This window comes from Caulobacter sp. CCG-8, from assembly GCF_037402475.1.
Classification (GTDB): Bacteria; Pseudomonadota; Alphaproteobacteria; order Caulobacterales; family Caulobacteraceae; genus Caulobacter.
The window spans coordinates 83815-103582 of sequence record NZ_JBBEUD010000007.1; the positions used below are offsets into that span (position 1 = coordinate 83815).

At 70.0% G+C, this 19768-nt stretch carries 16 protein-coding genes; 9 read left to right on the forward strand and 7 right to left on the reverse strand.

Translation table 11 applies throughout. The features are described from left to right. Positions 1-74 precede the first annotated feature (74 nt). The gene (locus WAE60_RS08700) at positions 75-1937 is read left to right on the forward strand and encodes an AMP-binding protein (RefSeq protein ID WP_337685775.1); all 1863 of its coding nucleotides are present in this window, start codon (positions 75-77) and stop codon (positions 1935-1937) included. Between the two features lie 172 nt (positions 1938-2109). Here WAE60_RS08700 and WAE60_RS08705 read toward each other — a convergent pair whose 3' ends face one another. Both WAE60_RS08705 and WAE60_RS08710 read right to left on the reverse strand, forming a co-directional pair. Continuing rightward, positions 2110-4566 (reverse strand): M28 family metallopeptidase, encoded by a 2457-nt coding sequence (locus tag WAE60_RS08705; protein ID WP_337685776.1) that lies wholly within the window; start codon positions 4564-4566, stop codon positions 2110-2112. Between the two features lie 180 nt (positions 4567-4746). After that, positions 4747-7272, reverse strand: a complete 2526-nt coding sequence (locus WAE60_RS08710; protein WP_029908512.1) for a TonB-dependent receptor — start codon at positions 7270-7272, stop codon at positions 4747-4749. 271 nt (positions 7273-7543) lie between these two features. On the opposite strand from WAE60_RS08710, the gene WAE60_RS08715 reads away from it, so the two are divergent. Both WAE60_RS08715 and WAE60_RS08720 read left to right on the forward strand, forming a co-directional pair. Continuing rightward, positions 7544-8980: a protein adenylyltransferase SelO family protein gene (locus WAE60_RS08715; RefSeq protein WP_337685777.1), complete on the forward strand. Its 1437-nt coding sequence runs from the start codon at positions 7544-7546 to the stop codon at positions 8978-8980. Positions 8981-9116: 136 nt separating this feature from the next. Further along, entirely contained in the window at positions 9117-9242 is a 126-nt protein-coding gene (locus WAE60_RS08720; RefSeq protein ID WP_156035592.1) for a hypothetical protein, read from the forward strand. A 195-nt stretch (positions 9243-9437) separates the two neighbouring features. Here the strand turns inward: WAE60_RS08720 and WAE60_RS08725 are convergent, their stop codons facing one another. Next, positions 9438-10346, reverse strand: a complete 909-nt coding sequence (locus WAE60_RS08725) for a LysR family transcriptional regulator (RefSeq protein ID WP_337685778.1) — start codon at positions 10344-10346, stop codon at positions 9438-9440. 273 nt (positions 10347-10619) lie between these two features. Between WAE60_RS08725 and WAE60_RS08730 the strand changes: the two genes are divergently transcribed. The 4 genes from WAE60_RS08730 (at position 10620) to WAE60_RS08745 (ending at position 13817) form a co-directional block, all read left to right on the forward strand. Then, a complete protein-coding gene (locus tag WAE60_RS08730; RefSeq protein WP_337685779.1) occupies positions 10620-11324 on the forward strand; it encodes a pirin family protein in 705 nt (234 codons plus the stop codon). A 65-nt stretch (positions 11325-11389) separates the two neighbouring features. Next, positions 11390-11989: an NAD(P)H:quinone oxidoreductase gene (gene wrbA, locus WAE60_RS08735; protein ID WP_029908506.1), complete on the forward strand. Its 600-nt coding sequence runs from the start codon at positions 11390-11392 to the stop codon at positions 11987-11989. Between the two features lie 326 nt (positions 11990-12315). After that, positions 12316-13437: a sensor histidine kinase gene (locus WAE60_RS08740; protein WP_337685780.1), complete on the forward strand. Its 1122-nt coding sequence runs from the start codon at positions 12316-12318 to the stop codon at positions 13435-13437. Continuing rightward, positions 13434-13817: a response regulator gene (locus tag WAE60_RS08745; RefSeq protein WP_029908497.1), complete on the forward strand. Its 384-nt coding sequence runs from the start codon at positions 13434-13436 to the stop codon at positions 13815-13817. Before WAE60_RS08740 ends, WAE60_RS08745 begins: the two co-directional genes overlap by 4 nt. 48 nt (positions 13818-13865) lie before the next feature. On the opposite strand, the gene WAE60_RS08750 is transcribed toward WAE60_RS08745, so the two are convergent. From WAE60_RS08750 to WAE60_RS08760, 3 genes are all read right to left on the reverse strand, one after another. After that, the gene (locus tag WAE60_RS08750) at positions 13866-14885 is read right to left on the reverse strand and encodes a DUF1338 family protein (protein ID WP_337685782.1); all 1020 of its coding nucleotides are present in this window, start codon (positions 14883-14885) and stop codon (positions 13866-13868) included. A gap of 168 nt (positions 14886-15053) precedes the next feature. Next, positions 15054-16574: an aldehyde dehydrogenase family protein gene (locus WAE60_RS08755; protein ID WP_337685783.1), complete on the reverse strand. Its 1521-nt coding sequence runs from the start codon at positions 16572-16574 to the stop codon at positions 15054-15056. Between the two features lie 176 nt (positions 16575-16750). Next, complete coding sequence (locus tag WAE60_RS08760) at positions 16751-18166, reverse strand: FAD-binding oxidoreductase (protein ID WP_337685784.1); 1416 nt, start codon at positions 18164-18166, stop codon at positions 16751-16753. Between the two features lie 113 nt (positions 18167-18279). Here WAE60_RS08760 and WAE60_RS08765 point away from each other — a divergent pair, with 113 nt between their 5' ends. Then, positions 18280-18711 (forward strand): Lrp/AsnC family transcriptional regulator, encoded by a 432-nt coding sequence (locus WAE60_RS08765; protein WP_337685785.1) that lies wholly within the window; start codon positions 18280-18282, stop codon positions 18709-18711. An 86-nt stretch (positions 18712-18797) separates the two neighbouring features. Further along, positions 18798-19211, forward strand: a complete 414-nt coding sequence (locus WAE60_RS08770) for a GFA family protein (RefSeq protein WP_337685786.1) — start codon at positions 18798-18800, stop codon at positions 19209-19211. Between the two features lie 121 nt (positions 19212-19332). On the opposite strand, the gene WAE60_RS08775 is transcribed toward WAE60_RS08770, so the two are convergent. Continuing rightward, on the reverse strand, positions 19333-19731 hold the full coding sequence (locus WAE60_RS08775) for a DUF1801 domain-containing protein (protein WP_337685787.1): 399 nt from the start codon (positions 19729-19731) through the stop codon (positions 19333-19335). Positions 19732-19768: the final 37 nt, after the last annotated feature.

Here is a 19768-nt window from a genome sequence, read left to right on the forward strand (position 1 = left end):
AAACGGAAACCTTGTCGCGCCCGCGCCCAGGGCGCACGGTCAAGGGAACAACGATAACCCGAGGGAGTGAGACCATGACGCCGGCCGACGGCGCGTCGACCCCGCGCGACGCCAGCACCGCCCCGTTCAAGCCCCTGGCCATGAGGGGCCCCGACGTCAGCGTCGACCGCCGGCCCGACGGCAGCATCGTCATCACGTCCAACCATCCGCCCGGCGAGGGGCCGCGCACGATCAGCCACCTGCTGGCCGAACGCGCCGCCCAGCATCCCGACCGGCCCTATCTGAAGCAGCGCGAGCCGAACCACGGCCCGTGGCGCGGCGTCACCTACGGCGAGGCCCAGCGGGCGGTCGAGGGGATCAGCCAATGGCTGCTGGACCAGGGCGTCACGGCCGACGACAGCGTGATGATCCTGTCGGGCAACTCGATCGAGCACGCCCTGATGACCCTGGGAGCCTATGGCGCCGGCGCGCCCGCCGCCCCGGTCAGCCCGGCCTACAGCCTGATGTCCACCGACCACGGCAAGCTCAAGCACTGCTTCGACAAGGTCGCTCCCAAAGTTGTCTTCGCCCAGTCCGGCGCCCTGTTCGACAAGGCGATCGCCACGCTGAAGGCGATCAAGCCCGACCTGCTGCTGGTCACCGCCGACGGGACCGGAGAGGGGGCGATCCCGTTCGCGACCGTCGCCGCCACCCCGCCGCGCGACGTCGCCGCCAAGCGCGAGACGCTGAAGCCGGAGACGGTGGCCAAGTACCTGTTCACTTCCGGCTCGACCGGCATGCCCAAGGGCGTGCCCCAGACCCACGCCATGATGGCGGGCGTCATCGCCGGCCAGGAAGGCCTGCGCACCGACGAACCCACCGACGAGATTCCCAACAGCCTGGAATGGATGCCCTGGAGCCACATCTCGGCGGGCAACATCGGTTTCAACGGCGTGCTATGGGCCGGCGGCACGCTGTGGATCGACGAGGGCAAGCCGCTGCCGGGCATGTTCGAGACCACGATCAAGAACCTCTACGAGGTCTCGCCCGTGGTGTTCGGCTCGGCCCCGATCGCCTTCTCGATGCTGGCAGGGGCGATGGAGGGCGATCCCGTCCTCCGGAAGGCGTTCTTCAAGAACCTGAAGTACATGGGCTATGGCGGTGCCACGCTGTCGGACGACGTCTACACCCGCATGCAGGCCCTGGCCGTGGCCGAGACCGGCCACCGCGTGCCCCTGACCACCATGTACGGCGCCACCGAGACGCAAGGCGTGACCGTGGTCCACTGGCTGACCGAGCGGGTCGGGCTGGTCGGCCTGCCGCTGCCCGGCATCGCCCTGAAGCTGGCCCCGGCCGGCGCCAAGTACGAGGTGCGGGTCAAGGGCCCCACCGTGGCCGGCGGCTATCACAAGGACCCGGAGAAGACCGCCGCGGCCTTCGACGAGGAGGGCTTCTACAAGCTGGGCGACGCGGCGCGGTTCGTCGATCCGGACGACCCTTCGAAGGGCCTGGTGTTCGACGGCCGGGTGACCGAGGACTTCAAGCTGGACAGCGGCACCTGGGTCAGCGTCGGGGTTCTGCGTCCCGACCTGGTGGCGGCCTGCAGCCCCTACATCCACGACGCGGTGATCGCCGGCCAGGATAAGCCGTTCATCGCCGCCATGGTCTGGCCCTCGCCCGCCGGCCTGGCCGCCCTGGTCGCCGACCAGGGGCCGGGCACGCCGCTGGACAAGCTGACGGCGATCCTGCGCGAACGCATCGGGGAGTTCAACACCGCTGCCGGCGGCAGCTCGCGCCGCGTGGCCCGCGTGGCCATCCTCACCGAACCGCCGTCCATCGACGCCGGCGAGATCACCGACAAGGGCTATGTGAACCAGCGCGCGACGCTGGAGCGCCGGGCCAAGGTGGTGGAGGGGCTGTATGCGGCGGACCCTGGTGAGGGCGTGATCGTGATCTGAGGCCGGGGACATGCGCTCGCGCGTGTCCCCAGCCGGATCACCGCTCATCCCGGCGAATGCCGGGACCCAGATGGAATGGCTTTGGGGCTGACGCCAGGGGCGCTGAGCTCTTCCAATCAGCCGCCCAGATTTGGGATCTGGGTCCCGGCATTCGCCGGGATGAGCGGATCATTTATTGGGCTTCGTTCTCCACATAAGCCGGCCACGCCAGCGTTCCGCGGTCCAGCACGATGGTCTTGTCCGAATAGCCGCTGGCCATCAGCCCCGCCGGCTTGGCGGGAATGGCCGACACCCCGCGTGGCCAGCCGTCGCGGATCTCGATCACCGCCACCTCCACCTTGCCGGCCGCCCGGGCGGTGAAGCTGAGGGTGACGCCGTTCGGGTCCGGGGCGTGGTAGCTGAGGCTGCTCCACTGGCCGGCGGTGTTGGGCAGGGCGATCGGGCGGCCGTTCAGGCGCGGCTGGTCCAGGGCGACGCTGGACTTCAGGCGTAGGGTCAGGACCTCGGCGCCGAGGGTCGGCACGGCGCGGACCAGCAGGCGGTCGCCCGCCCGGTCGATGACCAGGGTCGGCCGCTCGACCGGCAGCACGGCCGTTGGGGCCATCCACACCGGCTCGCGGAACAGGGGCGGATAGGCCTGGCGCACGGGCTTGGCGTCGTTGTCCGACAGCACCACGGTCGACCACGGGTCCAGGCGCGGCTGGGGCGAGACCCGCCAGGCCGTGCCGGTCGACAGGTCGGCCAGGTGGCTGGCCTCGGCCAGTTTCGGGCGGGTCGGGCCGGCGTCGCCCAGGCCGGCGTAGAGCAGCAGGCCGATCCCCGCCGCCGTGGCCACGCCGGCGAAGATCGGGGCCCAGCGATAGGCGGCGAAGTCGAAGGCCAGGGGCAGGAGGGCCGGGGCGGCCAGGATCGCGAACACCGCCAGCACGGCCGGCTCCATCAGGCCGACGCCCGCGAAGGTCCAGGCTCCCCAGGCGCCCAGCTGGGCGACGACGGCGACGGCGACCAGGGCGATGGCCAGGGTCAGCAGCCAGGCCACCCGGCGGTCGCGGGTCCCGCCCACGGCCATGACCAGGGCGGCGGCCAGGCTGGCGGCCAGCAGCGGCCAGGCGATCATCACCGAGGCGCCGGGCAGCATCGCCTGGGCCGTGACCGCCAGGGCCAGCACCACCAGCAGGGCGCCCAGCCAGGCGCCGAACACGCCCACGCCCCGGCCCAGGCTCAGCCAGGCCAGGACCACGACGGCCCCGCCCAGGCCCAGGCCCACGGGGTCGAACCCGCCGACCAGGCTGCACGCCCCGCCCACGGCCAGGGCCGCCAGGCTGATCCAGACGCGTCCCCAAATGCGCGCCAGGCCGCGCGCCTGCAGGACCAGCACGGTCAGGCACACTCCGATCAGCAGGATCCCCGCGCCGGGCAGCAGGGCGTTGAACTGGCCGAGGACGGCGTAATAGCGCTGCTGGTCGGTGATCCCGATCAGGCGTCCGGCCAGGTGCAGGGCCAGCACGGCGGCGGCGGACAGCAGCAGGAAGCCGGCGATCCCGCGCAGGATCTCGACGAAGGTCACGGCCTTGCCGCGCAGGGCGCGGAAGCCGGTGAAGAGGATCAGCAGGCCGGCCGCCGCCAGGATCCCCCAGCCCGCCTCGACCGGATAGGCCACCAGGACCCGGCCCAGGACGTCGGAATAGATCAGGTCGGGCGACTTGCCCGGCAGGCTCGCGCCTATCGCCAGGGCGCGGACGGCGGGCAGGGCCTGGTCGCCCAGGTTCTGCAGGCTGCCCTGGTTCAGGTGGTCGGGCGTGGCCAGGGGCGTGTGATAGGCCAACTGGTCGTCGATGAAGGCGAAGTTCAGCCCCGGGAGGCCTTTCCTCAGGGCGTGGGTGAAGTCGGTGTCGTTGGGCATGCGCCGGTAGACGGCGGCGGCCAGGGAGTTGGCGGTCGGCTGGTGGGCGTTGGCCGCATAGAGGCGGATCAGCTCGCCGCTGTCGGCGCCGGTCTGGAACATGGCCGCCCGACCGGCGTCGCCCCGGGCCTCCATGTTGACCACCACGCCGACGCGGTCGCGCAGCGGGTCGCGGGCGAAGAAGGCCTCGGCGCCCAGCAGGCCCGGCTCCTCGCCGTCGGTGAACAGGAAGATCACGTCGCGGGCCGGGGGCGGGCCGGCCTTCAGGGCGCGGGCGATCTCCAGGGCGGCGGCGACCCCGGCCGAGTCGTCGGCCGCGCCGGGCGAGTTGGGCACGGTGTCGTAATGGCTCATCACCAGCACGGCCGGCGCTTCGCGGTCGGTCCCCGGCAGGGTGGCGACGATGTTCTGCACCGCGCCGACGGCCACCGAGCGCGGCGACCACTTGGCCGCGTCCCGCACGCCTTCGCCGGGGCGCACCAGCACCTCCAGTCCCAGGCCGCTGACGCGCGAGAGCAGGTGGTCGCGGACCCGGACGATCTCGGCCGAGCCGATCGGGTGGGGCTTCTGGCCGATGGCGCGGACGTCGGCCATGGCGCGCGTGGCCGAGAACTGGTCGGCGGGGGCGTTCGCCGGCAGGGGCGGGGGCGTTCGCAGGGCCAGGTTGGCGATCGCCAGGCCCAGGAGCAGGCAGACCCAGACGCCGAGCAGCCGGACGGTCTTCATGCGATGCGCCTCCGCAGTCGAGCCCCGGCTCAAGGTGAGGTGCTTTGAGATTCGTTGAAAGCGCAGCCAAAACAAAAGGCCAAACGAAAAGGGCGACCCGGTCGCCCGGATCGCCCTCTGGCTTTTCGTCCCATCTCCGCTCGTCCCGGCTTTCGTCGGGAAGAGCGGATTTTCCGGGTCCTAGTACTTGGCCCGCAGGGTCAGGCCGTAGGTGCGCGGCGCGCCCAGGAACGCATCGTAGGTGATGGTGTCAGCGGCCGGGTTGTAGACCTTGTTGGTCGCCGACAGGCCCGACGAGCCCTGCAGGAAGCCGTTGAAGGCGACCTGTTCGTACTTCTCGTTGAACAGGTTGAGGCCCCACAGCTCCACGGTCCACTTGTCGTCCTGGGCGGCCAGGGCGACGCGGCCGTTGACCACGGTGTAGTCCTTCTGGACCTTCGGCGGGAACAGGTCCGAACCGGTGTTGTAGTCGGACGAGTACTTGGCGCCGAGGTTGAAGCGGGCCTTCATGTCGCCGCCGACCGGGGTCTCGTAGGTGACCGAGGCCGAGCCGGACCACTTGGGCGCCAGCGACATCCGGCTGCCCGGCAGCAGGGCCAGGGCGTTGGTCGGGTCGTTGGGGATCGCCTGGTCGCCGTACTTGGTGTCGGAGTAGCTGAGGCCGCTCTGCATCGACAGGCCGTGCACCGGGGTGAACCAGATGAAGTCCACGTCGGCGCCCTTGGAGGTCACTTCCGGGACCGAGCGCACCGCGAACGAGGTGCCCAGGAAGGTGTTCAGCTGGAAGTCGGTGAACTTCTGGTAGAAGCCCGTGATGTTGAACAGCACCGTGCGATTGAACAGGGTGTTCTTCAGGCCGATTTCATAGCTGTCGACGAATTCCGCGGGGAACGAGGTGTCGAGGATCGGGACGACGCCCGGACCGCCGCTGGGCAGGCCGTTCGCCGACTGGGTGCGGTCCAGGTTGAAGCCGCCGCCCTTGTAGCCGCGGGCGTACGAGGCGTACGAGAACACCTCGGGCGAGAAGCGGTACGAGGCCTTGATCGTGCCGCTCCACTCCTTGTCTTTGCGGTTCTGGGTAGTGCCGCGGCCGTTGAACAGCGGGTTGGCCCAGGGCAGGCAGAGGTTGCCGATCACGGTCGGGGCGTTGGCCGCGCCGACCAGGGTGGCGATGCGCAGCTGGCCGGCCGGCGACAGGGCCGTGGCGCAGGCGATCCCGCCGTCGCTGGTGGTCTGGTAGGTGTCCAGCTTCTTGTCGTCGATCGAGTAGCGCAGGCCGGCCGTGATGTCGAAGGCGTCGGTCACGTGCCAGGTGTTGTTGGTGAAGCCGGCGATGGTGGTGGCGCGCTGCTGGTAGCGGTCGTGCAGGCCTTGACCGCCGACGAAGCTGGTGTTGGGCGCGCGGTTCAGCAGGGTGGCCACGAAGTTGGGCAGGCCGCCGGTGGCGGGCGAGGCCGAGAGCGACAGCAGGCGGCCCAGATACTGCTCGTAGTTGTTGCCGTAGAGGAAGTTGGCCCTGTTATCCAGGCGCTCGTCGGCCAGGAACGCGCCGACCAGCCAGTCGAACTTGTCGGTCTGGCCCGCCAGGCGGAGTTCCTGGCTGAAGGTGGTGAACTCGGCGTAGTTGGTGCCGTCCTTCACGCGATAGGCCAGGTCGGCCGTGCTGAAGTCGGAGTCCTGGCCGTTGTCGGTGCGCCAGTTGCGGATGGCCGAGATCGAGGTGATCTCGCCGAAGTCGGTGTCGATCTTGCCTTCCAGCGAGACGCCCTTGTCCTCGACCGACGACGGCGCGCCGCGGTTCGAGTAGGCGACGCGGTCGTACGGGTTGGCCGGGTTGGCCAGGGCCGCGCCGCCGTTGACGATCGCCAGGATGTTGGCCGTCGGGCCGGTGCGGATCTGCACGGCGCCGCAGCAGTTCTCGTCGCGCTTGGTGTAGTCGCCGATCAGGCGGAACGAGGACTTGTCGTCCGGCACGAACAGCAGCTGGCCGCGCACGGTGTAGAAGCCCTGGTCGGCGTCCTGGTCGCGGTCGCTGGGACCCTTGCCGGTGACCACGTCGTTGTAGCCGTCGCGCTCGCGGGCGGCGACGTACAGGCGGCCGGCCAGGGTCTCGGTGCCGAACAGCGGACCGGTGACCGAAGCGGCCAGGCCGTGGGCGTTGAAGTTGCCGATCGTCGCCTCGGCCTCGGCGCCGAAGCCGAATTCCGGCTCCTTGGTGACGATGTTGATGACGCCGGCCGAGGTGCTCTTGCCGAACAGGGTGCCTTGCGGACCCTTGAGGACCTCGATGCGCTCCATCTGGCCCAGGTCGCCGAACGACACGCCGTTGCGCGGGCGATAGACGCCGTCGATCACGACGCCGACCGAGCTTTCCAGGCCGGGGTTGTCGCCGACGGTGCCGACGCCGCGGATACGGGCGGTGGTCGAGGCTTCCGACGTGGTGGAGGTCACGGTCAGGCCGGGCGTCAGGATCGTCAGGTCCTTGATGTCCTTGACGCCGGTGTCCTGCAGCAGCTTGGCGCCGACGGCGGTGACCACCACCGGCACGTCCTGCAGGTTCTGTTCGCGTTTCTGGGCGGTGACGACGATGCTGTCGACGGTGGGGATGTCGTTGGCGGCGGTATCCTGGGCCTGAGCCGCCAGCGGGGTCAGACCGGCGAGCACGACGGCGGACGCCGTGCCGCAAAGCACCTGAGTAAAGCGCATTTCCTACCTCGGTTCGTTGTGGTGAGGCGCTTGCATCGCCCCGCCTTGTTGATTGGTCGTGACCCGAACGTTTGTTCGAATAGACACGCAAGGGTTATGGCCCCGCTGGGTGCTCGGCAAGGGAAAACCTTGTGAATTAAAGGTTGGCGGGCCTCCTGTTGCCCGGATGCGACAGCGTTACGCCACCATCCCCGATGTTCTGTTGGTTCGAAACGCGGTCCCGACGGCTGCGGGCGCTTGCGCCGGAGGGCGCGGCGGCTCATGTCGGGGCATGCCCGTCTCCGCCGCCTACCGCCCCGATCCGGTCTTCATGCGCCTCGGCCCGGAGTTCGCCGACCCGGTGGCGCCCGCCGACTTCCCCGAAACGCGCCTGAGGTTCCGCAACGACCGCGCGGCGGCGACCGTGGGGCTGGAGGGCCTGACCGACGCCGAATGGCTGGACCATTTCGCGCGCTTCCGCCCCTTGCCGGACAACCAGCCCGGGCCCCTGGCCATGCGCTATCACGGCCATCAGTTCCGCAGCTACAACCCCGACCTCGGCGACGGGCGCGGCTTCCTGTTCGCCCAGCTCCGGGAACAGGGAACAAACCGGCTGCTGGACCTGGCCACCAAGGGCTCGGGCCAGACGCCGTGGTCGCGGGCCGGCGACGGGCGGCTGACCCTGAAGGGCGGGATGCGCGAGATCCTGGCCGCCGCGATGCTGGAGGCCCTGGGCGTGCCCACCTCGCGGGCCTTCTCCCTGGTCGAGACCGGCGAGGACCTGGTGCGCGGGGACGAGCCCAGCCCCACGCGCTCGGCCGTGCTGACCCGGCTGTCGCACAGCCACATCCGCTTCGGGACCTTCCAGCGCCAGACCTATCTGGAGCGGCCCGACAACATCACGATCCTGGTCGACCAGGCGGTCGAGACCTATTTCCCCGCCGTCGCCGACCAGCCCGACCGGCCCAGGGTCCTGCTGGAGCAGGTGGTCGCCGCCAGCGCCCGCCTGCTGGCCCGCTGGATGGCCGCCGGCTTCGTGCACGGGGTGCTCAACACCGACAACATGGTGGTGACCGGAGAGAGCTTCGACTACGGGCCCTGGCGGTTCCTGCCGAAGAACGACCCGAACTTCACGGCCGCCTATTTCGACCATTCGGGGCTCTACAGCTTCGGCCGCCAGCCCGAGGCGGTGTTCTGGAACCTGCAGCAGCTGGCCGCCTGCCTGGCCCAGGTCGGCGAGGACGCCGGGCTGATCGCGGCCCTCAACGGCTTTTCCGACCTCTATCGCGACGCCCTGCGCGCGGCGATGCTGGACCGCCTGGGCCTGAAGCCCCGCTCGGCGGAAGAGGATATCGCCCTGGTCCAGGCCGCGTTCACCGCCCTGGCGGTCGGCGGCCGCGAGGGCGGCGAATCGCTGCGCTGGGAGCCGTTCTTCTTCGACTGGTTCGGCGGCGAGGCGTCGGAGGCCCGCGCCCTGGCCGGTCCGCGCGCCGGGCTCTACGCCCAGGAGCCGTTCCTGGATTTCCGCCGCGCGCTGGCGAAATTCGAGCCCGACCGCCCCGAACGGCTGGGTAGCCCCGTCTTCGGCCGTCCCGAGCCCGAGGAGATGCTGATCGACGAGGTCGAGGCCCTGTGGGCGCCGATCGCGGAGGCCGACGATTGGGAGCCTCTGCACGCCAAACTACGGCGAATTGAGGCCGCTCGTGTCGCCTATGCGTTGGGAGACTGACATACGGGTGAGACATATCTGCCGCACGCTGAGCTTTTCCGACGCACCCGCCCTCGGTGAGGGAACAAACGTCAAGCTTCGACCTTATCTGGGTTTAAGCACGCCCTGTGAACGAACTGGCTTGTGGAGAAATCGCATGCGTATCTTCCAACCTGTGATGCTGGTCTGCGCGGTGGCCATGTCGTTCATCGGCGCCCTGGGCCTGCCGGGCTGCGCCCGCGCCATCGGCGAGTGCCTCAGCGACAAGCACAAGATGGCCTGATCCTCTTTCGAGAGATCTGATCCGCCGCCTCTCTAAACTATCGTCATCCCGGGCCTTGTGCCCGGGACCCCTCCGTCCGCCGCAAGGGCAGGGGTGTGGCGCGTTCGCGCGCGAAAGCGCTTCACGTGGAAGCTGAACCAGGGGTCCCGGGCACGAGGCCCGGGATGACGGTTTGAAGGGTGGGGTGGAAACCTCTCATCCCGACCACGGCGCGTTGGCCATCCGCTTGGCCAGGAAGGCGATCAGCACCTCCACCCGCGCCGGCCGGATCGGGCTGGGCGGGGTGACCAGGTGCAGGGCGATGGGCGGCGGCGCCCAGTCGGGCAGCACCTCCTCCAGCAGCCCCGCCTTCACGTCATCCCAGGCCAGGAAGTCCGGCTGCATGGCCAGGCCCAGGCCCGCCAGCAGCGACGGCCGCAGGATGTCGGCGTTGTTGACCCGCAGGGGCGAGGGGACGCTGACCGCGTATTGTCCGTGTTCGGCGTGCTGGAACCGCCAGACGTCCTTGGACCGGCTGCCCGTGTAGAACAGGCCGCGATGGGCGGTCAGGTCCTTGGGGTGGGCGGGCCGGCCGTGCTTGTCGAAATAGGCCGGCGAGCCGACCAGCATCACCCGCACCGGGCACAGGCGCCGGGCCAGCAGGCTGGAGTCCTCCAGGGCCGAGATGCGCAGGGCCAGGTCGAAACCCTCCTCGACGATGTCGACCAGCTGGTCCGACAGCGACAGCTCGACCGACACCTCGGGATAGAGGGCGAAGAACTCGGGCAGGGCCGGGCCCAGGTGGGCGATGCCGAACGACATCGGCGCGGCCACCCGCACCAGGCCGCGCGGCGTGGCCGACTGGGCCGAGGCCTCGGCCTCCAGCGCCTCGCCCTCGGCCAGGATGTGGCTGGCCCGGTGCAGCGAGGCCTTGCCCGCCTCGGTCAGCGACAGCCGGCGCGAGGTGCGGTGGAACAGCGTCGCCCCCAACCGGGTCTCCAGCCGGGTGACGGCCTTGGAGACCGTGGCCTTGGACAGGTTCAGCTGCTCGGCCGCCCGGGCGAACGAGCCGGTCTCTGCCACCTTGGCGAACACGGCCCAGGCCTCGAAGTCGGGGAGTTTCATGTCTTCCTTTCCTCCGCTCGTCCCGGCGAATACCGGGATCCAGATCCCAAAGCCGAGAGGCTGATTGGAGGAGCTCAGAGCGCCTGGCGTCAGCCGCATCGCCAATCCATCTGGGTCCCGGCATTCGCCGGGATGAGCGGATTTGTATGGTGCACTTTTGGAAACAGTTTGTTTCGATCATTTCCATTTCAGATGTGAACGCAAGAGGCCATCTTCTCCTCAACAGAGACGGCCCACCGCTTCACCCGGGGCCGGTCTCCAGGAGACAAGACGATGATCGACGTCAGAACCTTCGACAGCCTGGGCGGCGCCAACCACGGTTGGCTTGACGCCAAGCACCACTTCTCGTTCGCCGACTACCACGATCCCAAGCGCGTCCATCACGGCGCCCTGCGGGTGTGGAACGACGACACCATCGCGGCCGGCACGGGCTTCCCGCCCCACCCGCACGCCGACATGGAGATCATCACCTACGTCCGCGAAGGCGCGATCACCCACCAGGACAGCCTGGGCAACAAGGGCCGCACCGAGGCGGGCGACGTCCAGGTGATGAGCGCCGGCACCGGCATCCGCCACTCCGAGTACAACCTCGAGCCGGGCGTGACCAAGATCTTCCAGATCTGGATCATCCCCAACAAGCGCGGCGAAGGTCCGGCCTGGGGCGCCAAGCCGTTCCCCAAGGGTGACCGCAGCGGCAAGTTCGTGGCCCTGGCCAGCGGCTTCGCCGACGACGGCGACGCCCTGCCGATCCGCACCGACGCCCGCGTGCTGGGCGCGACGTTGAAGGCCGGCGAGACCGCCGAATACGCCATCGGCGCCGACCGCAAGGGCTACCTCGTCCCGTCGAGCGGCAAGGTCGAGGTCAACGGCGTGGCTTTGAACACCCGCGACGGCGCGGCCATCCAAGACGAGGCCGTCATCCGCGTGAAAGCGTTGGAAGACGCCGAGCTGGTGCTCGTCGACGCCGCCGAACTCTAACCCTTCCCGACTGGGGACAGGCGCATGCGCCTGTCCCCGACCCCTTCCCACTCAAGGAGGCCCTCATGGCCAAGGTTCTCGTCCTCTACTATTCCGCCTACGGCCATATCGAGAAGATGGCCGAGGCCGTCGCCGAAGGCGCCCGCGCCGCCGGCGCCACCGTGGACATCAAGCGCGTGCCGGAACTGGTGCCGCAGGAGATCGCGGTGAAGTCGCACTACAAGCTGGACCAGGCCGCCCCGGTGGCCACGATCGCCGACCTCGAGAACTACGACGCCATCGTCGTGGGCGTGGGCACGCGCTTCGGCCGCATGGCCTCGCAGATGGCCAACTTCCTTGACCAGGCCGGCGGCCTGTGGGCCCGCGGTGCGCTGAACGGCAAGGTGGGCGCGGCCTTCACCTCGTCGGCCACCCAGCACGGCGGCAACGAGACCACCCTGTTCTCGATCATCACCAACCTGCTGCACTTCGGCATGACCATCGTCGGCCTGCCCTACAGCCATCAGGGCCAGATGACGCTGGAGGAGATCACCGGCGGCGCGCCCTACGGCGCCACAACGATCGCCGGCGCCGACGGTTCGCGCCAGCCTAGCGAACTGGAACTGGCCGGCGCCCGCCACCAGGGCGAGCTGGTCGCCAAGACCGCGGCCAAGCTGTTCGGCTAGGCCCGGCAGGATCGGATCGTCCAAGACGGACGGTCTGGTCCCGCGCTTGAATTCCCACGCCTTCCGCGTCTCGCCCCCCGCACGTCGACGCTCGGAAGGCCCCGCGGCCGGTTCGTCCCTCCCCCCAGGAACCGGTCGCCGAAGGACCGGTCGGCTCGCCCCCCGAGCCGGCCGGTTTTTCGTTTCCGCCCCCACCTTCCCGGCGTGGCGGGTAACCAAGCTCCACGCGAAAATACTACCTGAACCTGTCGTTTTCTGCCTTCATGAGCCGGGGGCTTTTTGATCGCCGCGCCGTCGAAACGGCGCGCTGGGCAGGAGGCGTGGACATGTCGTGGGTCGACTGGCTGCTCAATCCGACGGGACTGACGCCCCACGGCTTCTGTCTCAGTTGGGCGCCCGGCCTGGTGGCGCTGCACGCCGGCTCGGACGCCGTGATCGGCCTGGCCTACCTGTCGATCCCCCTGGCCATCGCCGCCTTCGTGAAGATGCGGCCCGACATCAAGTACAGCTGGGTGGCCTATCTGTTCGTGGCCTTCATCCTGGCCTGCGGGACCACCCACCTGATGGCCATCCTGACCCTGTGGGCGCCCGCCTACGGGATCGAGGGGCTGATCAAGCTGGTCACCGCGGGGCTGTCGATCGCCACGGCGGCCCTGTTGTGGCCGCTGCTGCCCAAGATCGCCGCCCTGCCGTCCGCCGCCGAGCTGGAGCGCCGGGTCGAGGAGCGCACGGCCGAGCTGGCCCGCGTGGTCGAGGAGCAGAAGGCCACCCTGGCCCAGCGCGACCTGCTGCTGCGCGAGGTCTATCACCGCGTGAAGAACAACCTGCAGATGGTCGACGGCCTGCTGGTCATGCAGACGCGCCAGATCACCGATCCGGACGCCCGCAAGGCCCTGCGCGGCCTGCGCGACCGGATCTTCGCCCTGGGCCTGGTGCACCAGCAGCTGATGAGCTCCAGCGACCTGAAGACCTTCGACATCGCCCCCTTCCTGAGCGAGCTGTCCAGCAACATCGTCGAGGGCGGGGCGGGCGACGCGGTGTCCCTGTCGGTCGAGGCCATCCCGCTGGATGTGGGCCTGGATTTCGCCATCCCGCTGGGCCTGCTGGTCAACGAGCTGGTCACCAATTCGCTCAAGCACGCCTTCCCCGACGGCGGCGGCGAGATCGAGGTCAATCTCAGCCGAACCGAGGCAGGCGAGCTGCTGCTTGTCGTGGCCGACAACGGCCGGGGCTACAGCCCCAAGGCGCCCAGGGGCGAGGGCCCCAAGGTCGCGCTGGGCTCGACGATCATCCAGGGACTTGTCGCGCAGATGGAAGGAACAATCATGGTCGAAAGCCAGCAGGGTCTGACCCGCAGCGAGATCCGCGTCGCCGCGCCCCCAGCCTCCGCCCCCCTTGCCGCCGCCCCCCTTGCCGCCGCTCCCCTGGCGGGCGAGGTGGCCGCGTGAACGCCGTCGCCCTCCAGAAGTCCACGGTGCTGGTCGTCGACGACGAGTTCCTGGTGGCCGAGGGCCTGTGCATGCAGGTCGAGGACATGAACCTGTCGGTCTGCGGCACGGCCACCAACGCGGACGAGGCCCTGGCCCTGGCCATGATGTTCCGCCCCGAGGTGGTGCTGATGGACATGCGGCTGCGCGGCGAGCAGGACGGCGTCGACGCGGCCCTGGCCATCCACGCCGAGGTCGGTTCGAAGGTGATCTTCATCACCGGCTCGCGCGAGCAGTCGACCATCGACCGCATCCACCAGGACCACCCGGCCGGCCTGCTGTTCAAGCCGGTCTCGGATCGCCAGCTGCGCATGGCGATCGCGACGGCGCTGGAGGAATAGGATCAAATCCGCTCATCCCGGCATTCGCCGGGATGAGCGGTTCTTGTGTCATCCCGTCTTGGTCATCTTGAAGATGCCCTTGGCGTTGCCGCTGTCGAACCGCAGGTCCAGGCGCTCCACGCCCGTCTCGTCGACGAACCGGTCGCGCGAGATGAACTCGTGGAACGAGCCCGGGACGGTCAGGGTCGTCTCGCCGGCGTCGGTGACGAGGGCGCGCTCGACCGGCTGGGCCTTGAAGGCGGTCTGGCGCACGCGGCCCGAGCCCGAGACCTCGACGGTGTCCTTGACCGGACGGCCCAGGGCCTTCTGGGCGTCGGCCACGGCCTCGACGTCGGGGACCCGGTCGGTGGCGTGGTTGAAGGCCTGGCCCTCGGTGGCGATCCAGGCGGCCTCGGCCGACTCGGCCAGCAGGGCGCGGTAGTGCTCCAGGCGCAGCGGGCCGTGGGTGCGGGCGAAGGCGGCGACGACCTGGGGCAGGGCGGCGCGGGCCGTGTCCAGCCCGCACGAGCCCTCGGTGGCGAAGGCGGCCAGGGCCCGCTGGGCCTCGACGCCCAGGGCGTCGGCGGTCGAGTCGAACACCGCGTGGGCGATCACCCCGAAGGCCGGCGAGAAGCGCTCGACGTGGAGTTCGCTGACGAAGAACTGCGGGATGGCTTCGGGCAGGTCGGCGTGGGCGTAGGCCCGGCCGGTCATCTTCAGCCGGTCCAGCGGATAGAGGTCGGCCAGGACGTAGCCCAGCGGCTCCAGGATGCGCGCGAAGGCCAGGTGGCCGGCGGGCAAGGCTCCGGTCGGTACGCCGTCGCCGAAGTCGATGGTGCGCAGGGCGCCGTGGTCGAACACCAGCTTGTGGTCCTCGGCGCGTCGCTCCTGGACGTAGGCCGCGCCTAGCGGCACGCGGCCCATGATGTCGTGGAACAGCACCGCGTTCAGCGCCATGGCGAACACGGCGCGCGACACCGGCCCTTCGGCCTGGGCGGTCAGGGCCGGGTCGATCTCGAGCAAGTCAAGGATCGCGGCGGCGGCCTTCTGGCCGACGGCCGAGGCGACGAGGGTGGAGAGGTGGCTCATGGGGTGGTCCGGTGATGGGCGGAAGCGATTAAATCCGTTGTCATCCCGGAAGCCTCGCAGAGGCTGTCCGGGACCCAGGGGACTGGGCGAAGGCGGTGCGGTTCACCTGGGTCCCGGACAAGCGCTGCGCGCTTTCCGGCATGACAACGGTGGTGGGAGGCAAAGGGCTTACACCTCGAACGTGACCCCCTGCGCCAGTGGCAGGGTGGTCCCGTAGTTCACGGTGTTGGTGGCGCGGCGCATGTAGGTCTTCCAGCTGTCGGAGCCGGCCTCGCGGCCGCCGCCGGTCTCCTTCTCGCCGCCGAACGCCCCGCCGATCTCGGCGCCCGAGGGGCCGATATTGACGTTGGCGATACCGCAGTCGCTGCCCTCGCCCGAGACGAACAGCTCGGCCTCGCGGACATTGAGGGTGAAGATCGAGGACGACAGGCCCTGGGCCACGTCGTTCTGCGCGGCGATGGCGTCGGCCAGCTCCGAATAGCGCATCACGTAGAGGATCGGGGCGAAGGTCTCGTGCTTCACGATGTCGGCCTGGTGGTCGATCTCGACCAGGGCAGGCGAAACATAGAAGGCGTCCGGACCGGCCACATCGACGCGGTCGCCGCCGACCACCCGGCCGCCGGCCGCGCGGGCGGCATCGAGCGCGCCCTGCATGGCGTCAAAGGCGGCCTGGTCGATCAGCGGGCCGACCAGCACGCCGGCCGCCCGCGGGTCGCCGACGAGCACGGAAGGGTATGCGGTCTTCAGCCGGCCGACGAAGGCGTCGTAGACGCTGTCGTGCACGAACAGGCGGCGCAGGGTGGTGCAGCGCTGGCCCGCCGTGCCCATGGCCGCGAAGGCCACGCCGCGCAGGGTCAGGTCCAGGTCCGCCGACGGGGCGACGATGGCGGCGTTGTTGCCGCCCAGCTCCAGCAGGGCGCGGGCGAAGCGGGCGGCCAGCTTCGGCCCCACCGTCCGGCCCATGGCCGTCGAGCCGGTGGCCGAGACCAGCGGGACCTTCGGGTGGTCGACCAGGGCTTCGCCGACCTCGCGGCCGCCGATCAGCAGAGTCGACAGGCTGGCCGGCGCGTCCGGGCCGAACTTCGCCGCCGCCCGCTCGAACAGGGCCTGGGTGGCCAGGGCGACCAGCGGGGTCTTCTCCGACGGCTTCCACACCACGCTGTCGCCGCAGACGAAGGCCAGGGCCGCGTTCCACGACCAGACGGCGACGGGGAAGTTGAAGGCGCTGATCACGCCCGCCACGCCCAGCGGGTGCCAGGTCTCCATCATCCGGTGCGACGGACGCTCGGTGGCCAGGGTCAGGCCGAACAGCTGGCGCGACAGGCCCACCGCGTAGTCGCAGATGTCGATCATCTCCTGCACCTCGCCCAGCCCCTCGGAGACCACCTTGCCGGCCTCCAGGGTGACCAGGGCGGCCAGGTCGGCCTTGGCGGCGCGCAGCTCCTCGCCCAGCAGGCGGACCAGTTCGCCGCGACGCGGGGCCGGGACCTTGCGCCAGGCCAGGAACGCCTGGTGGGCGGCGTCGATGGCGGCCTTGGCCTCTTGCGGGGTGTGCTCGACGAGGTTGGCGAGGACTTCACCGGTCACCGGCGATCGCGCGGCCAGGGTCCCGCCGTCGAGGGCGGCGGTCACGCCCAGGCGCTGCAGGATGGCGCGGGCTTCGGCGACGGCGGAGGGGAGGGTGGTCATGCTGGCAGTCCTGGAAATCTATTTTCTGATCCGCTCATCCCGGCGAATGCCGGGACCCAGATCCTTTGGCGGTGTGTCGGGCTGGATCAGCTCTGAGTTCGAGGAGCCCGCCTCAAAGCCATTCCATCTGGGTCCCGGCATTCGCCGGGATGAGCGGTTGAAGTAAAGGTCATAGTTCAATTGGCCCCGTTGACCGGCCCCAGCCTGACGCTCGCCGAGCCCGTCCCGAACACCGCCGCCACGGCCGCGCTGTAGTCCTGCACCAGCCGGGGCGTGAAGCGGTCGTAGGCGTCCTGGAAGGCGCGGCCCAGGCCGTGCTCGCCGCTGAAGCTGGCGCCGAAGCCGTCGACGGCCAGGCCCAGCACCGCCTCGCGCAGGGCCGCGCGACGTTCTGCATCGGTGGAGCCGACCAGGTTGAAGTGCACGCCGCCATCGGCCACGTGGCCGAAGTCGCACAGGGCGAAGTCGGGGAAGTCGGCCTCCAGCATCAGCACCGCCTCGCGGCGGAACCGCGCCAGGTCGCGGCGGCGGAAGCTGAGGTCGAACCCCACGACGGGGCCGCTGGCCCGCAGCCCTTCCGACAGCCCATGGCGTAGGGCCCACATCTTCTCGGCCGGACCGAACAGGGCGTCGGCCAGGGGCGTGTCGTCGCGTTCGAGCAGGTCGCCCGCGATCTGCTGCAGCACCTCGTCCAGGCTCGCCTCGCCCTCGCGCGGGGTCCAGGTCCGGGTCAGCTCGACCAGCACGGCGTAGTCGGGGACGCCGCCGGCGAAGGGATTGCTGAGCGACGGCACGTGGTCGATGGCCCGGGTCATGGCGGCCTTCGACATGCCCTCGAAGGCGGTCAGGCTCGATCCGGCCTGGGCCTCGAAGGCCAGCAGCAGCGGCAGGACGGCGTCGGCGTCGCGCGGGACCAGCAGGGCGGTGGCGCTCTGGCGCGGGCGGTGGTGGACCTCGACGGTGACCTTGGTGATCACCCCGAACGCCCCGCAACCGCCGACGAACAGCTGGCGCAGGGCGACGGCGGCGTTGTCCTTGCGCAGGCCGTGCGACAGGGTCAGCACCGTGCCCGCCGCGTCGGCCAGCACGACTTCCAGGCCCAGCACGTGGCGGCGCATGTCGCCATAGCGCAGGAACCGCGCCCCGCCGGTGTTGGTGGCCGCCATGCCGCCCAGCGACGGGTCGGCGCCCAGGTCGATGGGCAGGAACAGGCCGTGCGGTTCCAGCGCCGCGTTCAGGGCCGACAGGCGCACGCCGGCGCCGACGGTGGCCGTGCGGTCGTCGGCGTCGATCTCCAGCGGACCCGTCAGACGATCCAGCGACAGCACGACCTGGGCGCCGCCGGCGTCGGGCGTCGAGCCGCCGGCCAGGCCGGTGTTGGCGCCCTGGGGCAGGAAGGGCAGAGCGTGGCGCACGCAGTAGCCGACCACGGCCGAGACCTGGGCGGTGGTCGCCGGACGCACCACGGCCGCCGCCGTCCCGCCGGCGTAGCGGGCCGGGGTCTCGTAGGCGGCGCGGTCGGCCGCCTCGACGATCACGGCGTCGGGTCCGACGAGGGCGGTGAGGGCCTCTTGATGGGCTTTGTCCAGCACGGGTGGTGAACCTCCAGGGGCGGACATCATCCCCGCCGTTTCGTCGAATCCTAGTGGCGGTTTCGTCGGTTCGCCGTCTAAGTTTCGGCGATATGTAGGAAAGCGTCGACGAAATGCCTATCGACCCTATCGACCAGAAACTGATCGCCGCGCTGAAGGACAACGGCCGGGCGTCAACCGCCGACCTCGCCCGCCGGGTGGGCCGCTCGCGCACCACGGTGCAGAGCCGGATCGAGCGGCTGGAGCGCGACGGGGTGATCCTGGGCTACGGCGCGCGCCTGGCCCCCGACCTCGAGCACGGGGCGGTGCGGGTGCACGTGATGATCAAGATCGGCCCCAAGGAGGCCCGCGCCGTCGAGGCCGCCCTGCGCGCCATCCCGCAGGTGAGGCTGCTGCACTCGGTCAGCGGCGACTACGACATGATCGCCTTCGCCGCCACGGCCACCGTCGCCGAGATGGACACCGTGCTGGACAGGATCGGGCACGTGGCGGGCGTGGAGCGCACGACGTCGTCGATCATCCTGTCGACCAAGTTCGACCGCTGATCCCGCTTGCCTGACGACCGGAGCGATGGAAGCACCGTACCCTTGCGTGACTTCTCGCCTTCCTCGTCAGACCGAACGGAGACGACATGCCCAAGAAGTATACGGCCCAGTGCGCCTGCGGCGCCGTGAAGTTCCAGTTCGACACCGACCCCAGCTTCATCGCCAACTGCCATTGCAACGACTGCAAGCGGGCGTCGGGCGGCGAGATGGCGACCTTCTTCGGCGTGCCGGCCGACGACTTCGAGCTGCTCAGCGGCCAGCCCAAGGCGTTCCACTACATCGCCAATTCCGGCAAGGGCCTGGATCGCAACTTCTGCCCGGAGTGCGGCTCGCGGGTGTTCACCGACAATCTCGAGACGTTCCCGGGAACGGTCTTCGTCCAGCTGGGCAGCCTGGACCGGCCCGACCTGATCGCGCCGAAGCTGGAGATGTTCGACATGCGCCGGCTGCACTGGGTCAAGCCCCTGGATCTGCCGCAGTACGACGCCATGCCGGATTGAAAATCAGGTGTCATCCCGGCCGAAGCGAAGCGTAGAGCCGGGACCCAGGACAACCGCACCGCCCTCGCCCGGTCCCCTGGGTCCCGGACAGCCTCTGCGAGGCTTCCGGGATGACAACTATTTACTCCCCCTCCAGCCGCGCCCTGATGTCCCGGTACGCGGCCGCGATCAGCGCCTCCAGCGCCGGCTCGTCGACCGGCTTCCCCCAGCGGACCTTCGCGTGCCGCATGCGCTTGCCCGCGCCTTCCAGCAGGTCGGCCGGGTCGGGGAGGTCGGCGCCGTGGAAGAAGCCGAGGTTCACGTGGGCGCTGAAGGCGTCGACATAGGCGAAGGCCGCGCCGCCGACGCACGCGGTGGGATGGCCGTCGTGCAGCAGCTCGCCGACGTCCGGCCCGGCCGCGCGCAGACGCTCGAACCACGGCTGGGCCAGGCGGCGCAGGTCGTGGTCGGGCGCGGCGAACCAGGCCTCGACCTCGGGGTCGCGCCGCACGGCGCCGGAAAGGCGGAAGAGCTCCGTCATGGGCGCAAGGCGCCAGCCCGGCCGCGAAATGTCAAAC

Coding starts and splice junctions, on each gene's coding strand:
- WAE60_RS08725 (WP_337685778.1), bottom strand. CDS start 10,346: ATGAAACTCCCCGACTTCGAGGCCTGGGCCGTGTTCGCCAAGGTGGCA.
- WAE60_RS08765 (WP_337685785.1), top strand. CDS start 18,280: ATGCCTATCGACCCTATCGACCAGAAACTGATCGCCGCGCTGAAGGAC.
- WAE60_RS08770 (WP_337685786.1), top strand. CDS start 18,798: ATGCCCAAGAAGTATACGGCCCAGTGCGCCTGCGGCGCCGTGAAGTTC.
- WAE60_RS08715 (WP_337685777.1), top strand. CDS start 7,544: ATGCCCGTCTCCGCCGCCTACCGCCCCGATCCGGTCTTCATGCGCCTC.
- WAE60_RS08720 (WP_156035592.1), top strand. CDS start 9,117: ATGCGTATCTTCCAACCTGTGATGCTGGTCTGCGCGGTGGCCATGTCG.
- wrbA (WP_029908506.1), top strand. CDS start 11,390: ATGGCCAAGGTTCTCGTCCTCTACTATTCCGCCTACGGCCATATCGAG.
- WAE60_RS08775 (WP_337685787.1), bottom strand. CDS start 19,731: ATGACGGAGCTCTTCCGCCTTTCCGGCGCCGTGCGGCGCGACCCCGAG.
- WAE60_RS08740 (WP_337685780.1), top strand. CDS start 12,316: ATGTCGTGGGTCGACTGGCTGCTCAATCCGACGGGACTGACGCCCCAC.
- WAE60_RS08705 (WP_337685776.1), bottom strand. CDS start 4,566: ATGAAGACCGTCCGGCTGCTCGGCGTCTGGGTCTGCCTGCTCCTGGGC.
- WAE60_RS08755 (WP_337685783.1), bottom strand. CDS start 16,574: ATGACCACCCTCCCCTCCGCCGTCGCCGAAGCCCGCGCCATCCTGCAG.
- WAE60_RS08700 (WP_337685775.1), top strand. CDS start 75: ATGACGCCGGCCGACGGCGCGTCGACCCCGCGCGACGCCAGCACCGCC.
- WAE60_RS08710 (WP_029908512.1), bottom strand. CDS start 7,272: ATGCGCTTTACTCAGGTGCTTTGCGGCACGGCGTCCGCCGTCGTGCTC.
- WAE60_RS08730 (WP_337685779.1), top strand. CDS start 10,620: ATGATCGACGTCAGAACCTTCGACAGCCTGGGCGGCGCCAACCACGGT.
- WAE60_RS08750 (WP_337685782.1), bottom strand. CDS start 14,885: ATGAGCCACCTCTCCACCCTCGTCGCCTCGGCCGTCGGCCAGAAGGCC.